This is a genomic window from Dubosiella muris, from assembly GCF_004793885.1.
In the GTDB taxonomy this organism is placed as follows: Bacteria; Bacillota_I; Bacilli_A; order Erysipelotrichales; family Erysipelotrichaceae; genus Dubosiella; species Dubosiella muris.
The window spans coordinates 24581-42205 of sequence record NZ_SRYG01000012.1; the positions used below are offsets into that span (position 1 = coordinate 24581).

Consider the following 17625-nt stretch of genomic DNA (forward strand, 5'->3'; position numbering starts at 1 on the left):
GTGCAGAAATTATGCTAAAATGAAAGTATGATTCATTTACACACACAAAGCGCCTTCTCGCTGCTGCAATCGCCGATTCGAATCGAGCAGCTCGTAAAAAAGGCTAAAATGGAACAAAAAAAATACGTGGCGCTCACCGACCGGAACGTGTTGTTTGGCGTGCCGGCGTTTTTGCGCGCCTGCAAGCAGTATGACATCGCTCCGATCGTTGGCCTGGAAGTGGAAGCGTCGGTTGGCGAAACGGAAAAGATTGGATTTGTCATTCTTGCCAAAAACAACGAAGGACTCGCCAGCCTGTATCAAATCTCCGCGCTGGCTTCAAGGAAAGAGCCGACCTTGGACGAGCTGGCCGCGCTGCAGGCGGGGTGCGCGTTGATCACGTATGGCGACAACGACGCGCTGGAAGCCGCGCTGGAGCAAAACGACGAAAAACAACTTGTCGCCTGGCTGCGACGGATTCAAGACGCGTTCGAGGATTTGACCATCGCAATCGCGATGAACGATTCCCGCTACCGTGCCAACTTGAATGGAACGCTGCGCGACACGGCCAGGCGCTGCGGCTTACCGACCGTGGCGTTGTCCAGGGTGCTCTATTTGGAAGAAAACGAAGTGGAGGATCTCAAGGTGCTGCGCGCTATTGAAAAGCAGACGACGATTGAGGACCCGGCGCTGCTCGTGTCGTACGGGCGCTATTTTCGAACGGACGCGGAAATGGAGCGGCTGTATGAGCAGGCCGATTTGGAAATGACGGAGCAAATCGCGGCGCGCTGTCATTTGACGGAGCCATTCGCGCAAAGCCAGCTGCCGGTATTCGAAAACAAGCTGGGAATCGACTCGCGTTCGTATTTGATCAAGCTGTGCAAAGCCGGACTGGCCAAGCGCCTGAACGGGCGCATGGATCCGGTTTATGTGCAACGTCTGGAATACGAGCTGTCCGTCATCACCTCCATGGAGTTCACGGATTATTTTTTAATTGTGTACGACATGATCCGGTTTGCCCGCAGCCGGAAAATTTTAGTTGGTCCGGGGCGTGGCAGCGCCGCCGGCTCGCTGGTGGCGTATTGTTTAGGCATTACGCACATCGACCCGATACAAAACCACTTGCTGTTTGAACGCTTCCTCAATCCCGAACGAATTTCAATGCCGGATATCGACACGGATTTTCCAGACGACCGCCGCGAGGAGGTCATCGCCTACCTGGTTGAAAAATACGGGATCGACCACGTTTCGCAAATCATCACGTTTTCGAATTTAAAAGCGAAACAGGTGCTGCGCGATGTGGGAAAGACGTTTGGCTATCCAAGCCGGGAACTGGACCAAATCACGTCGCTCATTCCTTCCATCCAGGGCGTTCCGATGACGCTGCAAGGCGCCTATGAAGGCGTGCCGGCGTTTCGGAAGATGGTGGAATCGCATTCGAAATGGAAACGCTTGTTCGCGCAGGCACGCAGGCTGGAAGGGCTGCCGCGCCACACCTCGGTGCACGCGGCCGGCATCGTGCTGAGCCGCAAAAAGATTTTGGATGTGTGTCCGCTTTTTGAAATCGAGGGCGGATTACACGCGGTCCAGTACACGATGGAAAACCTGGAACCGCTCGGGCTGATCAAGATGGATGTGCTCGCATTGCGCAACCTGACGACGATTGACCGGATCTTGCGCGCGATCGAGAAAGCCGGGAAAGGCTGGCTCGAAATTTTCAAGCTTCCGCAAGACGACGCGAAAACGTACGAGCTGCTGGCCCAGGCCGATACGGTGGGTGTGTTCCAGTTCGAGGGGGACGGAATCAAGGCGCTGCTAAAAAAGGTGAAGCCGCGCACGTTCGCGGACATCTCGGTCACACTGGCGTTGTACAGACCGGGCCCAATGGAAAACATTCCGTTGTATTTGAAGCAGCGGGAACATCCGGAAACGATCCGCTACGCCCATCCGCTGCTGGAGCCGATTTTAAAGGAAACGTATGGCGTCATGATTTATCAGGAGCAAATCATGCAAATCGCCCAGGTCGTTGGGAAAATGACGCTCGCTCAGGCCGACAGTTTGCGCAAGGCGATGTCGAAAAAGAAAAAGGACGTCATGGAGTCGTACCGGACGACGTTTTTGAACGGGGCGATGGCCCAGGGCATTGAGAAGCCGGTGGCGGAAGGCATTTTCGAGACGATGGAACAGTTCGCCAAGTACGGCTTCAACAAGTCGCACTCGTACGCGTATTCTATCGTGGCGTACATCATGGCGTATTTAAAGGCGAATTATCCATTGTATTTTTATCAAAGCCTGCTCAACAGCGTGATCGGGGCGTCGGAAAAAAGCGCCGAGTACATTTACGAGTGCACGAAGCGGAACGTGCCGATCCTGCCCGCCAGCGTGCTGCGCTCCGAAGAAGGGTATGTGATCGAGGGTAACGCGCTTCGCATGCCGCTGCAAGTGCTCAAGGGCATTGGCAAAAGCGTGTATCCGAAAATCATCGAGGAACGCAAAAAAAGGGAGTTCGCGGACGTGTTCGAATGCATGACCCGGCTAAACGCCGTCAAGGTCGGGGAAGGCGCGATCCGGATCCTCATTGACGGGGGCGCGTTTGACGAGTTTGGAATCAACCGCGTCACGTTGCGGGAAAACCTCGCCCAGATTTGGAACTACGCCCGGATCGTCAAGGTGGAGGACGCCGACGAGATTCGCTTCGACTTCTCGATCGCCTCCAAGCCGAATTTGACGCGCTACGAGGAACGGCCGTTTGAAAAAGCGCAACGGGAGCGGGACGTGTATGGCTTTTATTTAAGCGAGCATCCGATTCGAACGCTGCGCAACCGCCGCTATCAAAACGTGCCTACGCTGGCGCAAATGGAGCATCAGCTCGGCTATGTCAAAGCGCTTGTCCGTGTCGTGCGGGTGAAGCCGCACAAAACCAAGCGCGGGGACATGATGGCGTTTGTCAACATCGAGGACGAGTCGCGGACCAGCGAGGCCGTCGTCATGCCCAAGCTGTTTGAGCGCGTCAAAGACGAACTCAAGCCGGGGGCGTTGCTGGTGCTGGAGGGAAAGAAGGAAAAAGAGGATTCGATTCTCGCCAACCGGATCACCCTGGTCGTTTTATCGCCGGAAAGCTAGGAAATTTTCCAAATTTCCAGTTGCATCCGCCGCCTTGGTTTTGTATAATACTTTCGTTGCAGACTGTTGAAGGTATTGCAACCGCCCAGAAAAGGTTCAAGCCGAGAAATCGCACCTTGATGGCGAGTCTCACAATTAGAAATGACAGGAGGTGCATGGAATGTACGCAATTATTGAAACAGGCGGAAAGCAGATCAAAGTGGAAAAAGACAGTGTGATCTTTGTTGAAAAAATCAATGCCAGCGAAGGAGATACTGTTGAATTCGATAAAGTTCTGTTCGCGGATGGAAAAATCGGTCATCCTTTCATCGAAGGAGCAAAAGTGACTGGTGTCGTTGAAAAACAAGGAAAAGGCAAGAAGATCACGATCGTGAAATACAAGCCGAAAAAATCCTCGACACGCCGCAAACAAGGACATCGTCAGCCTTATACGCAAATCAAGATCGAGTCCATCGAGGCGTAGGTCATGGTAAAGATTCGTATATCTACCCATCATAAAGATATACAAAACATTGATATAAAAGGTCACGCGATGGCGGGCGAATACGGACAGGACGTCGTATGCGCCGGAATCTCAAGCATTGTGTTTGGCGCGATGAACGCGCTGGACACGTTGTTTCCTGAATTCTGTGATTTCACCGTCGACGATGACCGCATCGGGATTTATGTCAAGCGATCCAGCGATTCGCTTCAGCTTGTGCTTCGGGCCGTGGTCCTTCAGCTCAAAACGATAGAGGAATCGTATTCCGATAAACTCAAATTCACTAGGAAAGAGGTGTGATCATGCGTTTTACATTAGATATTCAGTTTTTCGCTTCTAAAAAGGGAGTAGGTTCGACAAAGAACGGTCGTGATTCCCATTCGAAACGTCTTGGTGCCAAACTGGCCGATGGTCAAAAATGCCATGCCGGAAGCATCATTTATCGTCAGCGCGGAACGAAGATCCATCCGGGTAAAAACGTAGGCCGTGGGGGCGACGACACATTGTTCGCAACGGTAAACGGTGTCGTAAAATACGAACGGTTGGGAAAGAAGAAAAAACAAGTTTCTGTTTACCCAGAAGCGTAAACATGCAGAGGCCGCGAGGTCTCTCTTTTTTTCTTTTAAAAATCACTTCCGCGGCCAAAAAAGTCAAGGGGGTCGTTTTTCTTTTTTGAAAAACGTATAATAAAACCAATGGAGGCATTCCAATGTTTGTAGATCAAGTAAAAGTATTTATCAAAGCAGGAAACGGAGGCGACGGAATCGTCAGCTTCCGTCATGAAAAGTATGTAGCGTACGGAGGACCGTTTGGCGGGGACGGCGGCCGCGGCGGCGACGTCATCTTCGAAGCGGACCCGGGCATGACGACGCTGCTCGATTTGCGTTATCACCGCAAACTGATTGCCCAAAACGGCGAAAAGGGAAAAAACAAGCGCATGCACGGAGCCAACGGCGAAAGCCGCGTCGTCAAAGTGCCGCTGGGAACGCTTGTGAAACGGCTGGACAACGGCGCGATCGTCGCGGACTTGACGGAGCCGTTTCAGCAGCAGGTCGTGGCGAAAGGCGGCCGCGGCGGCCGTGGCAACTGCCATTTCAAATCGGCGCGCAACACGGCGCCAAAGTACGCGGAAAGCGGCCGTGAAGGCGAGGAGTACGAAGCCATCGTGGAACTGAAAGTGCTGGCGGACGTCGGACTCGTTGGGTTTCCAAGCGTTGGGAAGTCGACGTTTCTGGAAGCGGTCACCCGCGCCAAGCCGGAAATCGGCGACTATCCGTTCACGACAATCACGCCAAACGTCGGCGTGGTCCAGACCCAAGACGGACGCAGCTTTATTTTGGCCGATTTGCCGGGGCTTATCGAAGGAGCGAGCCAGGGCAAGGGACTTGGCCACCAGTTTTTGAAGCACATCGAACGGTGCCGGGTCATCATTCACGTGCTTGACATGGGCGGCGAGGAAGGCCGCGATCCGGTGGAGGACTACCGTGTCATCAACGAGGAGCTGAAAAACTATCATCTCCGGCTTATGGAGCGGCCGCAAATCGTTGTCGCCAACAAAATGGATTTGGAAAACGCCCAGGAAAATCTGGCTCGTTTCAAGGCGGCGTATCCGGATGTTCCGGTTTACGAAACGACGACGATCATCCACGAAGGACTGGATCCGGTTTTGCGCAAAGCGGCCGACTTGCTCGCGACGACGCCGGCGTTCCCGCTGGAAGCCGAGGACGGCAAGGAAACCGGTGTGGTGTACAAGTTCGAGGAAAAGAAAAAAGACGTGGAAATCACCGAGCTTGCGCCGCATGTCTGGGAAATCCGGGGTCCGAAAATCGAGAAGGCGTTCGATATCAAAAAGCTCAACACGGAGGAAGATTATTATTTGTTTGCCAACCGCATGCGTTATATGGGCGTGGATAAAATGCTGCGCGACGCGGGTGTGCAGGACGGCGACACGGTCCGTCTGGATGGATTTGAATTTGAATTTGTAGAAAATTAAGAAGGGAAACTGTATGATCCATGTATTTTTCTCGGAAGCCGGCGCCGGTATCATGAAACTGCATCAGGAGGCCGGCAAGATCGCGGCGGAGGACGAAATCGTCGCGCTGGCGTTCATGCTCGACCAAGGCGATATCCGGCTTCCATACGATTCGCAGTACCGCCTGGACCTCATTTACAAAATGTACACGCAAAACGGGCAGATCAAAAATCTGGACCATTTGTGGGAGTCGATTTACTCGTATGTGAAAAATGTCGATCGGTTGATCGAGGCGGCGAAAAACGGCGAGGAGATTTGCGTTTATTCGGAAAACTCGCCAGGCGACGTATCCGGCTTCATCTTCGTCTGCTCCCTGCTGGATCCATACGATATCAGCTTGCAGTACGTGGAGCTGCCGCAAATCGTCCACAATCCGGACTACACGACGTTGTTTCCGTCGCTTGAAAACATTTTGTACGAATATCTCGACTATGTGCTTTCGCTCAAAATCGAGATTCCTTATTTCGACGTGAATTACTACTCGATGATTTGGGAATCGCTGAAAAACGAAAACAGTTCGCTGCGGGCGGTCGTGAACGGGCAGCTCATGTCGGTTCGGGAGGACATTTACGACATCGTGATTTTGAACCGGTTCGAGACACCGAAATACGAAAGCCAGGGCATCGGGGAAATTTTAGGGATTTACCAGCAAAAGCTGAGCGATTATTTGCTCGCGGACCGGATCCAGACGCTCATCGACGAAGACGCGCTGACGATTCTGGAAGACTGCGAGCTGCCGTATCATCGCGTTTTAATTAAAACGAATTGATCAAAGCGAAGACCGGGCGAACTTTTCAAGGGTTGTCCGGTCTTTGATCGTGATGCGCCGGTATCCCAGCTCGATCAGCCCCCGGGCTTCCAGCGCTTTGAGCGCCCTTGTCACCGTCACGCGCTGAAGCGCGCAGCACTCCGCGATCTCCTGGTGGGAATATGGAATGGTGTCGTTTGCCACTTCGAGGGACGGATGCGGATCCTCGCTGATTTCCAGCAAAAAGTCGGCGATTCGCTCAGGCGCGTTTAAAAAGGTAAGCCGGCGGACGTGGCGGGCCAGAGCCTCGACGGAGTAGGACAAAAGGCGGATGATCTCGATGGCAAGCTCGCCGCTTTCCTGGGGACAGCGAAGCAAGTCGTCGATTTTCAGCTCGATGAGCTCAACCTGGGTAACGGCCTCGATGGACGTCGTTCGAATGGATTCCAGCAGCGGATCGGTCATGCCGACAAGCCGGCCTTCGCCAACGATTTCATACGTGAGCTCCTTGCCGCTTGCGTGAAGAAGAAAAGCCCGGACCCGGCCTTTTTGAATGTAAAAAAACGTATTGCCAAAGTCCTGCTGCCAATAAATCGTCTGGGCGGGAGAAAAAGTTTTTTTTGTGCCGATCCGGGTTAAAATCGCTTTGGACCGGGCGTTGAGCGGAATCGTTTTCATATCTTTATATTATCGAAAAAAACGTTTGAATTGTAGCTTAAGCTACATTTTTTGCAAACCGCTTTTTTTATAATAGACGTGCAAGGAGGGAAGCTTATGAAAACCATTCAATTCTTCGCGCGTATTTTACTTGGAAATTTTTTGCTGGCTGTGGCCGTCAACATGCTTGTCGTTCCATCGGGCTTTATCGCGGGCGGCTCGACGGGTCTTGCCTTGATCATTATGCATTGGGCGCGTCTGCCGTATTCGACCATCGTGACGGGCATCAACTTGTGCATGTTTGCGATCGGCTTTTTCTTTCTTGGAAAGAAGTTCGCGCTCACGACGCTGGTTTCCACCATCGTCTACCCGCTTTTCTTATCCATGACCGCTTTTCTAGCCGATATTGAACTCGTTTCCGATCCGCTGATTGCCGCTATCATGGCGGGCGGTTTGATGGGATGCGGTCTGGGGCTCGTTATCCAGTCCGGCGCCAGTACGGGCGGACTCGACATCCCGCCAATCATTTTGGAGCGCAAGTTTGGCTGGAGCGTTTCGGTCACGATGAACATCATGGACTTGTTTATTTTGGTATACCAAATCACGTACTCGACGCCGGAACAAATCATTTGCGGCTTGACGCTGGTGTTCGTGACGTATTTTGTGATGAATCAAATCATGACGTTTGGCAAGGCGGCGCTCCAGCTGATGATTATGAGCGCCCGGCATGAAATGATGCGCCAGCTGTTTGTCGATACGCTCGACAAGGGTGCCACGCTGTTTTGGATCGAAGGCGGCTACACGAAAAAGGAGGCGAAAGCGATTTGCGCCATCGTGGCTCGCAAAGAGCTGTACGAAGTCCAAAAGGCGATTTACGAAGTGGATCCCGAAGCGTTTGTGGTCGTTTCCAAAGTTTCGGAAGTGCGGGGACGCGGATTCAAGCCTCTTTCGCACCGGCCGGGCAAGATTGGATGAGAAAATGTTGAATTTCCGGCCGTTTTCCTCTACTCTTAAAGGGAAACAGGTGAAAGCATGAAATTATTAACATGGAATGTCAACGGGATCCGCGCGATCCAGAAAAAGGGATTCAACGAAGCCATCGAGGAGATCGGCGCCGATTTTGTTTGCTTGCAGGAAACGAAAGCGCAGCCGGAGCAAATCGACGTCGACGGCTTGTATCCGTATGTATATATGAATTCGGCGGTCCGCAAAGGATACAGCGGCACGCTGATCATGACCAACCGCGAGCCGTTGTCGGTTCGTTACGGGATCGGCTGCCAGGAACACGATCAGGAAGGCCGCGTCATTACACTGGAATACGACAGCTACTACGTCGTGACGGTGTACACGCCAAACGCCGGCGAAGAGCTTCGGCGTCTGGATTACCGCATCGCGTGGGATAAGGCGTTTGGGGCTTTTGTCGCCGCCCTGGACAAGCCGGTGCTGCTTTGCGGGGACTTGAATGTGGCGAACACGAATTTGGATGTGTACGATCCGCTGACGCTGGCGGGCTCGACCGGATTCACGAATGAGGAGCGGCTTGGCTTCCGGCGCCATTTGCTCAGCCAGCTGACGGATGCCTACCGGCTCGTCCACCCGAAAGAGCGCAAGTACTCGTGGTGGTCCTACTTTGACCGGGCCAGGGAAAAGGGCTGGGGCTGGCGCATCGACTACTGGCTTGTTTCGCCTTCGCTGGAAAGCAAGGTGGAGGAAGTCGAGATTTTGGACGGCGTTGGCGGCAGCGACCACTGTCCGGTGCTGCTGGACATCGACTTAAACGATTGAATCGAAAATCGACGGGATTCAGACGATTGTCTGTGTCCTTCTTTTTTATCCGAAGACCAATAAAAACGGGAATGGGATTTATAAGATGCAGATTGTCTGGTATACTAGGAAAAAGAGGAGAATGTATGATAGCTTTTGTGGAAGGGATCGTTCGCATCGTCCGGCCGGCGTCCGTTGTTTTGGACGTCAACGGCGTCGGATACGAGGTGTTCGTGTGCGATCCTTATAAATATAGAATCGGAAAAGTCACGTTTCTTTACACGTATCATCAAATCCGGGAAGACGCGCAGACGTTGTTTGGATTCGATACGGAAATGGACTACGAGATTTTTACGCGGCTGCTCAACGTGAAAGGGATCGGCGCCAAAACCGCGCTGGCGATGCTGACAAAATGCCCGGGCGCCGACATGGCGCGCGCCATCGAGGAAGGCGATGTCAAACTGCTTAAAAGCCTGCCGGGCATCGGCGTCAAGAGCGCCAGCCAAATCGTGCTGGATCTGCAAGGAAAGCTCGTTTCGATCCAGCGCGAGGAAATCGAGATCGGCGATCCGGTTTGGATGCAGACGCAGGAGGCGCTCGAGGCGCTTGGATACAAAGCGAACACGCTGCAGTCCATCAAGAAGGAACTGCAGGACGCCGGCTATGAGAGCGTGGACGAAATGCTTCGCCACGCGCTGATGCTGCTGGCCAAACGAAACGGGGTGTAATCAATGGAAGAAAGAACGATGGACGCCAGAGAGCAGGCGGGCGACCAGATCGAGGTGTCGCTGCGGCCGGCGAGCCTGGAGGAATACATTGGGCAAAGCGAGCTGAAGGCGAACTTGAGGGTGTTTATCCACGCGGCCAGAGCGCGCAACGAGGCGCTCGACCACGTGTTGCTGTACGGGCCTCCCGGGCTTGGAAAGACGACGCTGGCGTATATTTTGGCGCATGAGATGGGCGGAAACCTGAAAACGGCCAGCGGGCCTTCCATTGAAAAAAGCGGCGATCTGGCGGCGATCCTGTCCACGCTCGAGCCAGGGGACGTGCTGTTTATCGACGAGATCCACCGTCTGCCCAAACAAGTCGAGGAAGTGCTCTATCCGGCGATGGAGGACTATTGTCTGGATATCGTGGTTGGCAAGGATACGGGATCGGTGCACAACATCCGGCTCTCGCTGCCGCCGTTCACCCTTGTGGGAGCGACGACGCGGGCCGGAGATTTGAGCGCGCCGCTGCGCGACCGCTTTGGTATCGTGGATCAGCTTCAATATTACGAACTGGCGGACTTGCGAAAAATTGTCGCCCGCACCTCACGGGTCATGGCCACGCCCATCGAGGAGGCGGCGCTGGACGAGGTGGCGCTTCGCTCGCGGGGGACCCCGCGGATCGCGAACCGGTTGTTTCGGCGCGTGCGCGATTTCGCCCAGGTATACAACGAGGGCGTGATTTCGCTGGATGTGGCGCGAGACGCGCTGGACCGGCTGCATGTCGACCATCTCGGTTTGGACGCGGTCGATCACAAATATCTGCTTGGCATTATCGAGCGGTTCCGGGGCGGTCCGGTCGGACTGGAGGCGTTGTCTTCGAGCATCGGGGAGGAGCCGATGACGATCGAGGATATGTACGAGCCGTATTTGCTTCAAATCGGATTCATCAACCGGACCCCGAAAGGACGGATCGCGACGCAAAAAGCGTACGACCACTTTCATATTCCGCGAGAGGAAAAAGCAACAGGAAACAAATGAGAAAAAGCGTTCGGTGGCGGATGGCCGGCTGCGGAGCGCTTTTTTTGTTTCGTTTTCAGCCGCATTGCCGTATAATGAAGGGCATGCAAACAGGGAGCCTGGACACGGACTTCCGAAAAACAACATTTGAATTTGAGAAAACAGAGGATGAAAAGGATAAAAGATCGAAAGGAGAAGCAGGAGGTTCCTCGCGCGGCGCTGCCGCGAGTATCCGCTCCTGAATCGCGATGAAACATTTGACACCTTTGGCGCAGGAAATTTTGCAGACGCTCGAACCCGATCCAACCCGGCAGGCGCAATGGCTCGAACACGCGCCGCTGTATCCAGTCAGCCAGGATCCGGAAATGGAAAGCTTTAAAGAGTGGATGGAAGAGGCCAAGCAAGCAGGTCAAAAGGTTTTCGTAGCGGGCGACTACGACTGCGACGGAATCATGGCGACCTCGATCATGGTTTCGGGGTTGCGCGCGTTCGGGCTGGAAGTCGGATTTTACATTCCGGACCGCATCAAGGAAGGCTATGGACTGCATCCGCGTACCGTTGGGCTCGCGCATGAAAAAGGATACCAGATCATTGTGACGGTCGACAACGGCATCAAGGCCGCCGAGGCGCTGGAGCTGGCCAAAACGCTGGGCATGACGACCATTGTTACCGACCACCATACGATCGAGGAGGAAACGGACTGCGATGTGCTCATTCATCCCGCCAGGCTGGAAGACGAGTTTTCCACGCTGTGTGGAGCCGGGGTGGCGTACGAGTGCGTCCGCGCGCTCGGACAGGCTACCGACTATCATTTGATCATGGCGGCGGTGGCTTCGATTGCCGACGTGATGCCGGTGACAAAACAGACGCGTCGCCTCATTCAGCATGGCCTTGACCGGCTCAACGAGAAAAAGGAAATCCATATTTCCAGCTTTATTAAAGACAGCCACGTGACGGAAACGACGCTCGCGTTCCAGGTCGTGCCGAAAATCAACGCGATCGGCCGGCTGTCGAACATGGCGAACGCCAACAACGTCGTCCGGTATTTGCTTTCGGAGGATCCGGCGGAAATTATGAAGCTGAACGCCCAAATCGAGCAAATCAACGAGCGCCGCAAGACGATTTCCGCGCAAATGAGTGAACAGGCGATGCGACAGGTCGATCCGGGACAGCCGGTCAACCTGATCATGTCCCCGGGATTTCACGAAGGGATCATCGGGCTGGTTGCCGGCAACTTGATGAACCAGACCGGCAAGCCGACGATCGTGGCGGCGAAAAACGTCGACGGGTTTAAAATGAGCATGCGGGCGCCGGAAGGGTTCGACTGCATGGCGTTTCTCAATCCGTTTCCCTCGTTTTCGGCGTGTGGCGGCCATAAGCAGGCGGCGGGATTTTCGGTCGATTTAGACGACTACGAGGCGTTCGAGCGCTTTATCCGGCAGCGGGGCGCCCAGTACGAGTGGAGCGTGCCGCTGGAAAAAAACGAAATCGAAATCGACGAAAGCCAGATCCAAATCGAGGCCATCGAGAGTCTGGACGCCTTGCGTCCGTTTGGACCGGGCTTTGAGATGCCGGTGTTTAAAATCAGCAAGCCGGCCATTAAAAACCTGTACGATTTCCAAAACGCGCGCCATCGGCGGTACACGCTGCAAAGCGGGGTGTGCTGCATGCGTTTCAACCAGCCAAGAAGCGAGATTTCCAAAAGCGTCAACCGGATCCAGTGCTTTGAGGGCGAGCTGCAAATCAGCGAGTATCGGGGACGCAAGCAAGCCAGCTTTATGATCGACAAAATCGTGTACGACTAAAGGGCGGAATTTCTTGTATTCGTTTTCGTTACCCGATAAAATAAGTAAATGTAAACACGAAGACCATTGAATCCAATTTCATGGGTTTAGAAAGAGGACAATCTATGAATATCAAAAACTACATCGAGAGCATTCCCGATTTTCCAAAAAAAGGAATCATGTTCCGCGATATCACGCCGATTTTGGCACATCCGGAAGCGATGCGTTATGTGACCGGGCAAATCGTGGAGTTCGCCAAAAAAGTGGACGCCAACTTGATTGTGGCGCCGGAAGCGCGCGGGTTCTTTTTTGGAACGCCGGCGGCAATCGAGGCCAATATCGGTTTCGCGCCGGTGCGCAAGCCAGGCAAGCTGCCGCGCGAGACGATGTCGGTAACCTACGAGCTGGAATACGGCGAGGACGAGCTGCAAATGCATGTGGACGCGATCCACGAAGGGGATCGGGTGCTGATCGTGGACGATTTGCTGGCGACCGGCGGAACCGTGGACGCGATCGTGCGGCTCGTGGAATCGCGCAAAGCCAAAGTGGTGGGCATCGCGTTTGTGATCGAGCTGGATGATTTAAAAGGAAGAGAGAAATTCAAGGACATTCCCGTCCTCGCTCTAACCCATTACGAGGGAGAATAAAAAAAACAAAACGAGGCGATGAAAGGAAAGGTGATTGGCGTTGGGTGTAAAAAACGAAGTGACATTTGAAGAATGCATGCAAAACGTGCAGACATATATCAAAAGACCGGAAAATCTCGATTTGATTCGAAGGGCGTACGCGTTCGCGCACGAGCATCATGCCGGGCAGTTCCGGAAAAGCGGCGCGCCCTACGAGGTCCATGTCATCCAAGTCGCCAACACGCTGGCGCTTCTTCACTCGGGACCGAAAACCATCGCGGCCGGGTTGCTGCACGACACAGTCGAGGACTGTGAAGGCGTGGATCACGACACGATCGTCGAATCGTTTGGCGAGGAAATCGCCATGCTTGTGGACGCGGTCACGAAAATCAAGGCGATCAAGTTCAAAGACGAGAAGGAATACTTGGCGAGCAACCACCGCAAGCTGTTTATTGCGCTGGCCAAAGACGTGCGTGTCATCTTGATCAAGCTGGCGGACCGGCTGCACAACATGCGCACGCTGGAATACATGAAGCCCGAAAAACAAAAGAAAATCGCCTCGGAAACACTGGCGGTGTACGCGCCGATCGCGCACAGGCTCGGTATTTCCCAGGTCAAAAACGAACTGGAGGATTTGTCCTTCAAGTATTTGTTCCCGGAAAAATACGAGCAAATCAAGCAGCTTGTGCGGCAGCGGGAAAGCGACCGCAACGAGCAGGTGCAAAATATGATTGGCGAAATCGAGCAAATCATGAAGACATACAAGATCCCGTACCGGATCTTTGGTCGTTCCAAACATTTTTACAGCATCTATAAAAAGATGAAAACGAAAAACAAGCGGTTCGAGGAAATTCTCGACTTGCTCGCGATTCGAATCGTCACCGACTCCGAAGTGCACTGCTATGAGATTCTCGGGTATATCCATGCCAAGTACCGGCCGATTCCGGGCCGTTTCAAAGATTACATCGCGATGCCGAAAGCCAATATGTACCAGTCGCTGCACACGACAATCGTAGATCCGGAAAACGGCCATATTTTCGAGATCCAGATCCGTACCGAGCAAATGGACGCGGTGGCGGAGCGCGGCGTGGCGGCTCACTGGAAATACAAGGAAAGACCGGGCGCGTCCATGGAAATCCAGCAAAAAGAGATCGAGGACAAACTGTCGTGGTTCCGCGATTTCTCGATGATGACCGACGAGGAGAGCGAGGATCCGCTCGAGTACATGAACGTACTGCAAAAAGATATTTTCGAGGCCAACGTGTACTGCATGTCGCCGCGCGGCAAAATCATCGCGCTGCCGCCGGGCTCGACACCAATCGACTTCGCGTACCGCATCCATACCGAGGTTGGACATAAAACGGTGGGCGCCACGGTGAACGGAGCGATCGTTCCGTTGAATACCGAGTTGAAGACGGGGGACGTCGTCGACATTTTGACGAGCAACAATTCCAACGGCCCGAGCAAGGACTGGATCAAAATCGTGAAGTCGGGCCACGCCCGCAACAAGATCCGCGCCTTTTTGCAAAAACAGGAGCATCAAAACCGCAAGGAGCTAATCAAAAAGGGCGAGCACGATTTGGCGGAGGAGTTCAAACGGCTCGATTTGGACGACTCGCTGCGCACCCATAAACGGATCGAGTCGATTTTGCAGACGCTGTCTTTCAAGACGGTGGACGATTTGTTTGTCGGCATCGCCAACCGGCGCGTTTCGCTGCAAGCGATGGTGGATCGTTTGGCGAAAAACCGGAACTCCGCGCTCAGCGCCGAGGAAATTGTCAAGATCATCAACAAATCGCCACAAAAAACGCCGAAGTCAAGCGGCTGCGGCGTCGTGGTGCCGGGAATCGACACGATCGCGGTGTCTTTGGCCAACTGCTGCTCCCCGATTCCGGGAGACACGATTTTAGGCTATATATCCAAAGGGCAGGGAGTCAAGGTGCATCGCAAAGACTGTCCGAACATCGTCAACGAGACGAAACGGCTCATTCCCGTGGCGTGGGATGAAAATCTGGAAGAGAAAATTTACGAAGTCAAGCTTGTCGTGTATTCGGATGACCGGAACTATTTGCTGAGCGATATCGTCACCATGCTTCAGCAATCCAACGCGTATTTAAAGCAGGTCGATTCGTCGGTGGACGACAACCGGCTGACGGCGACTACGAAGCTGACGGTGGGCGTACGCAACGCAGACCACTTGCAAGTCATTATCGCCAATTTAAAAAAAGTCCGCTCCGTCAATGAGATCGTGCGGACGATCCAATAAAAAAGAAGTTTCAAACTTCTTTTTTTGTCGCTTTTTTTTGCCGTTCGATGGAAATGAAGATCCAGCGGGAGGCGATTTCGCGAAGGATATGGCGCGGCTTGTGATCCGGATACGTATAAACGCTGTGGTCTGTGAAAAAATCGCGAGCCATGGCGTCGGCGCGCGGGGCGTGGAGAGAGGACGTGATAATTAAAAGCGGGACATCTCCTATACGCTCCTTTGCGTATTTTAAATTTTCATACGTGTTACGGGCTTTGGTTTCGAGAATGAGTGGAACCGGGGCCGCCGCCTCGATCCATTTTGCCATTTCCCGCGCTTCGACGAATTCGTTTTTCACGTTCGAACCGCTAATGACCAGCGTGTCGAACCGGCCCTGTCGCCAGGCTTCGAGCGCGGTTTCGCACCGCAGACGCTGGGAAGTGGACATCGTGCCGTCGTCGTGGCTCGGGCAGCCAAGCAGCAGCGCGTACGGATAATGCAAACGCGCCGGCTGAACGGGCGGGATATATGCGCGGTACACGCGAAAGGCAACGAGAAGGCCAAGCAAAAGAAAGAGGAGCAGGAGCCACAAAAAAGCGTTAGCGGACATACAACTCCTCCCGGACCGGATGGGTCATGACGCTTTCGTACAGCGCTTTGGTTTTCAGGCGCACTTCTTTCAGGAAGGGCGGCATCTGGGCGAATTTCGAGTACAGCACGCAGTCTTTTTTAATCGTGTTCAAATACTTGCGGCCGGTTTCGTTGCAGGCTAGCAGGATCGAGCCTTCCAGACGTTCGTGCTCGCGCATTTGTTCTTTGGTGATTTGCAGCATCAAAAACAAGCAGGTGCGCTGAATACGCGCCTTGGTGTACGTCTTGGAAATGGAGGCGTTTAAAAATCCGTTCCAGTCCGCGTGCTTTTTCGCGTTTTCAATGAGGCGGTGTTCGATTCCCTCGTTGACGAGAAATAGCTTCGAAAGCGCGGCGGGCGCGCTCATTTGTAAAAAGGTGCGTAAATAAGGATAGTACGATTCCCACCGCTGCTCGGGAAGAAACCATTCGCTCATCCATTCGTTTTGGGAACCGGAAAAAAAGTCGTCGCGCGTTTTGGTGGCGCTTTTGAACCGATCGTCGCGCTGAATGCACAAAGGCGTGATGCCGGCTTGCCGCGCGTAACGAATATACTGCATGCCAAGAATATCGTTGGGCCCGACGCGGGCGCCGATGTTTTTTTGCCAGCTCGTCCCGGGATTGGCTTCCAGCGCGTTCAAGGCGGCCAGCTGTCGTTCCAGCTCGTCGATGTCGTTGGTTTCCGAGCCAAAGCACACCCCATCGACGTGCAGGTTGCGCAGCGTGTCGATGGCGTTGCGGGCGAAGCGGTCGGCGCTTTGAGCCGCGTAGACGGCCGGCAGCTCGACGACGATGTCGGCGCCATGCTCGATGGCCAGACGGGCTTTTTGGTAAGGCTCGATAAGCGAGGGCAGTGCGCGCTGGGTAAAATATGAGGAGAGCACGACGACAAGCACAGAGCAGCCGCTGACTTGCCGGGCCTGCTGCAAGTGGTGCAGGTGGCCTGCATGCAAGGGATTGTATTCGACAATAATTCCACAAGTTTTCATAGGGTTATCTTATCATGGATGGCAAGGATTGTGATATGATAGAAAAAGAAAACCGCATCCGAAGAAACCGGAGAAGAAACGTTGACATTTATTTTGGGATTCTTTATAATATCAGATGCGGCATGAGGTGAAAATCGTGAAGTTTACGAAAAAAGAATTTTTATCCGCCCCGCTGGGGAAAATCGCCGTCGATGAATGGATCGCGGTCGAGGAAAACGATTTGCTTCATCATACTCAAGTCAAGTCCATTCCAAAGGTGCATATTACAGGCGATCTGCAATATGACGGATCCACTTTAGTCTATTCCAATCTGGAATTGGAGGGCGTGATGATCGTTCTGGATTCCATTACGTTGGAGGATCTGGAAGTGGAGTTTGACACGGAGTCGCATGAAACGTACTCATTTGTTCCGATCAAAGAGGAGAGGCGGGATGAAGAGGTCATCGTCGTCAAGCACGACACGATCGACATCAACCCCGAGGTGTTTCAGGCGGTGCTGTACGAGGCGCCGATGAGCATCACCCGTCTTCCAAGAGATCAATATCCGAAAGGAAACGGATGGCAGGTGATTTCGGATCAGGACCAGAACGATCACGAGGAAAAGATTGATCCGCGATGGGAAAAACTGAGTGAATTCAAATTGGATGATGACTAGGAGGTGCAGGCATGGCTGTTCAACAAAGAAGAAATTCAAAAACACGGAAAGCAAAGCGCAGAACTCATTACAAATTGGTAAAACCGGAACTGACGAAATGTCCAAGCTGCGGTGAATACAAACTGGCGCATAAAATGTGTTCTTGTGGAGAATATAACGGCAGAAAAGTCGTTGAAAAATAAGGA

18 protein-coding genes and 1 other annotated feature are annotated in these 17625 nt (G+C 53.4%); of the genes, 15 read left to right on the top strand and 3 right to left on the bottom strand.

Annotated features, from left to right (window positions below; translation table 11 throughout):
- The first annotated feature begins 27 nt into the window (after window positions 1-27).
- The 6 genes from E5336_RS06725 to E5336_RS06750 all read left to right on the top strand — a co-directional run bounded on the left by E5336_RS06725 (window position 28) and on the right by E5336_RS06750 (window position 6384).
- Entirely contained in the window at window positions 28-3102 is a 3075-nt protein-coding gene (locus tag E5336_RS06725) for a DNA polymerase III subunit alpha (RefSeq protein WP_135980342.1), read from the top strand.
- A gap of 69 nt (window positions 3103-3171) precedes the next feature.
- Window positions 3172-3242, top strand: a sequence feature (ribosomal protein L21 leader region).
- A gap of 20 nt (window positions 3243-3262) precedes the next feature.
- The gene (gene rplU / locus E5336_RS06730; RefSeq protein WP_135980343.1) at window positions 3263-3565 is read left to right on the top strand and encodes a 50S ribosomal protein L21; all 303 of its coding nucleotides are present in this window, start codon (window positions 3263-3265) and stop codon (window positions 3563-3565) included.
- Window positions 3566-3568: 3 nt separating this feature from the next.
- The gene (locus E5336_RS06735) at window positions 3569-3883 is read left to right on the top strand and encodes a ribosomal-processing cysteine protease Prp (RefSeq protein ID WP_135980344.1); all 315 of its coding nucleotides are present in this window, start codon (window positions 3569-3571) and stop codon (window positions 3881-3883) included.
- A gap of 2 nt (window positions 3884-3885) precedes the next feature.
- Window positions 3886-4170, top strand: coding sequence for a 50S ribosomal protein L27 (gene rpmA, locus E5336_RS06740; RefSeq protein WP_135980345.1), 285 nt, complete (start codon window positions 3886-3888; stop codon window positions 4168-4170).
- Between the two features lie 122 nt (window positions 4171-4292).
- Window positions 4293-5576, top strand: a complete 1284-nt coding sequence (gene obgE / locus E5336_RS06745) for a GTPase ObgE (protein WP_135980346.1) — start codon at window positions 4293-4295, stop codon at window positions 5574-5576.
- Window positions 5577-5589: 13 nt separating this feature from the next.
- Entirely contained in the window at window positions 5590-6384 is a 795-nt protein-coding gene (locus E5336_RS06750; RefSeq protein ID WP_135980347.1) for a DUF3658 domain-containing protein, read from the top strand.
- Here E5336_RS06750 and E5336_RS06755 read toward each other — a convergent pair whose 3' ends face one another.
- On the bottom strand, window positions 6385-7041 hold the full coding sequence (locus tag E5336_RS06755) for a Crp/Fnr family transcriptional regulator (RefSeq protein ID WP_135980348.1): 657 nt from the start codon (window positions 7039-7041) through the stop codon (window positions 6385-6387).
- A 96-nt stretch (window positions 7042-7137) separates the two neighbouring features.
- On the opposite strand from E5336_RS06755, the gene E5336_RS06760 reads away from it, so the two are divergent.
- From E5336_RS06760 to E5336_RS06790, 7 genes are all read left to right on the top strand, one after another.
- Entirely contained in the window at window positions 7138-7995 is an 858-nt protein-coding gene (locus tag E5336_RS06760; protein WP_135980349.1) for a YitT family protein, read from the top strand.
- A gap of 57 nt (window positions 7996-8052) precedes the next feature.
- Window positions 8053-8805 carry an exodeoxyribonuclease III gene (locus E5336_RS06765; RefSeq protein ID WP_135980350.1) on the top strand — a complete coding sequence of 251 codons (753 nt, stop codon included), beginning with the start codon at window positions 8053-8055 and terminating at the stop codon, window positions 8803-8805.
- Window positions 8806-8930: 125 nt separating this feature from the next.
- On the top strand, window positions 8931-9512 hold the full coding sequence (gene ruvA, locus E5336_RS06770; protein WP_135980351.1) for a Holliday junction branch migration protein RuvA: 582 nt from the start codon (window positions 8931-8933) through the stop codon (window positions 9510-9512).
- 3 nt (window positions 9513-9515) lie between these two features.
- Complete coding sequence (ruvB, locus tag E5336_RS06775) at window positions 9516-10532, top strand: Holliday junction branch migration DNA helicase RuvB (protein WP_277820812.1); 1017 nt, start codon at window positions 9516-9518, stop codon at window positions 10530-10532.
- A gap of 227 nt (window positions 10533-10759) precedes the next feature.
- Window positions 10760-12316, top strand: coding sequence for a single-stranded-DNA-specific exonuclease RecJ (locus tag E5336_RS06780; protein ID WP_135980352.1), 1557 nt, complete (start codon window positions 10760-10762; stop codon window positions 12314-12316).
- Between the two features lie 104 nt (window positions 12317-12420).
- Window positions 12421-12942, top strand: coding sequence for an adenine phosphoribosyltransferase (locus tag E5336_RS06785; RefSeq protein WP_135980353.1), 522 nt, complete (start codon window positions 12421-12423; stop codon window positions 12940-12942).
- Between the two features lie 76 nt (window positions 12943-13018).
- Entirely contained in the window at window positions 13019-15187 is a 2169-nt protein-coding gene (locus tag E5336_RS06790) for a RelA/SpoT family protein (protein ID WP_135980401.1), read from the top strand.
- A gap of 10 nt (window positions 15188-15197) precedes the next feature.
- Here E5336_RS06790 and E5336_RS06795 read toward each other — a convergent pair whose 3' ends face one another.
- Together E5336_RS06795 and E5336_RS06800 are read right to left on the bottom strand one after the other, a co-directional pair.
- Entirely contained in the window at window positions 15198-15776 is a 579-nt protein-coding gene (locus E5336_RS06795) for a YdcF family protein (RefSeq protein ID WP_135980354.1), read from the bottom strand.
- Window positions 15766-16785, bottom strand: a complete 1020-nt coding sequence (locus E5336_RS06800; protein ID WP_135980355.1) for a nucleotidyltransferase family protein — start codon at window positions 16783-16785, stop codon at window positions 15766-15768. The genes E5336_RS06795 and E5336_RS06800 overlap by 11 nt, the downstream gene beginning before the upstream one ends.
- A gap of 136 nt (window positions 16786-16921) precedes the next feature.
- On the opposite strand from E5336_RS06800, the gene E5336_RS06805 reads away from it, so the two are divergent.
- Entirely contained in the window at window positions 16922-17440 is a 519-nt protein-coding gene (locus E5336_RS06805; RefSeq protein ID WP_277820814.1) for a YceD family protein, read from the top strand.
- An 11-nt stretch (window positions 17441-17451) separates the two neighbouring features.
- The gene (gene rpmF, locus E5336_RS06810; RefSeq protein ID WP_135980357.1) at window positions 17452-17622 is read left to right on the top strand and encodes a 50S ribosomal protein L32; all 171 of its coding nucleotides are present in this window, start codon (window positions 17452-17454) and stop codon (window positions 17620-17622) included.
- Window positions 17623-17625: the final 3 nt, after the last annotated feature.

Coding starts and splice junctions, on each gene's coding strand:
- E5336_RS06725 (WP_135980342.1), top strand. CDS start 28: ATGATTCATTTACACACACAAAGCGCCTTCTCGCTGCTGCAATCGCCG.
- rplU (WP_135980343.1), top strand. CDS start 3,263: ATGTACGCAATTATTGAAACAGGCGGAAAGCAGATCAAAGTGGAAAAA.
- E5336_RS06735 (WP_135980344.1), top strand. CDS start 3,569: ATGGTAAAGATTCGTATATCTACCCATCATAAAGATATACAAAACATT.
- rpmA (WP_135980345.1), top strand. CDS start 3,886: ATGCGTTTTACATTAGATATTCAGTTTTTCGCTTCTAAAAAGGGAGTA.
- obgE (WP_135980346.1), top strand. CDS start 4,293: ATGTTTGTAGATCAAGTAAAAGTATTTATCAAAGCAGGAAACGGAGGC.
- E5336_RS06750 (WP_135980347.1), top strand. CDS start 5,590: ATGATCCATGTATTTTTCTCGGAAGCCGGCGCCGGTATCATGAAACTG.
- E5336_RS06755 (WP_135980348.1), bottom strand. CDS start 7,041: ATGAAAACGATTCCGCTCAACGCCCGGTCCAAAGCGATTTTAACCCGG.
- E5336_RS06760 (WP_135980349.1), top strand. CDS start 7,138: ATGAAAACCATTCAATTCTTCGCGCGTATTTTACTTGGAAATTTTTTG.
- E5336_RS06765 (WP_135980350.1), top strand. CDS start 8,053: ATGAAATTATTAACATGGAATGTCAACGGGATCCGCGCGATCCAGAAA.
- ruvA (WP_135980351.1), top strand. CDS start 8,931: ATGATAGCTTTTGTGGAAGGGATCGTTCGCATCGTCCGGCCGGCGTCC.
- ruvB (WP_277820812.1), top strand. CDS start 9,516: ATGGAAGAAAGAACGATGGACGCCAGAGAGCAGGCGGGCGACCAGATC.
- E5336_RS06780 (WP_135980352.1), top strand. CDS start 10,760: ATGAAACATTTGACACCTTTGGCGCAGGAAATTTTGCAGACGCTCGAA.
- E5336_RS06785 (WP_135980353.1), top strand. CDS start 12,421: ATGAATATCAAAAACTACATCGAGAGCATTCCCGATTTTCCAAAAAAA.
- E5336_RS06790 (WP_135980401.1), top strand. CDS start 13,019: ATGCAAAACGTGCAGACATATATCAAAAGACCGGAAAATCTCGATTTG.
- E5336_RS06795 (WP_135980354.1), bottom strand. CDS start 15,776: ATGTCCGCTAACGCTTTTTTGTGGCTCCTGCTCCTCTTTCTTTTGCTT.
- E5336_RS06800 (WP_135980355.1), bottom strand. CDS start 16,785: ATGAAAACTTGTGGAATTATTGTCGAATACAATCCCTTGCATGCAGGC.
- rpmF (WP_135980357.1), top strand. CDS start 17,452: ATGGCTGTTCAACAAAGAAGAAATTCAAAAACACGGAAAGCAAAGCGC.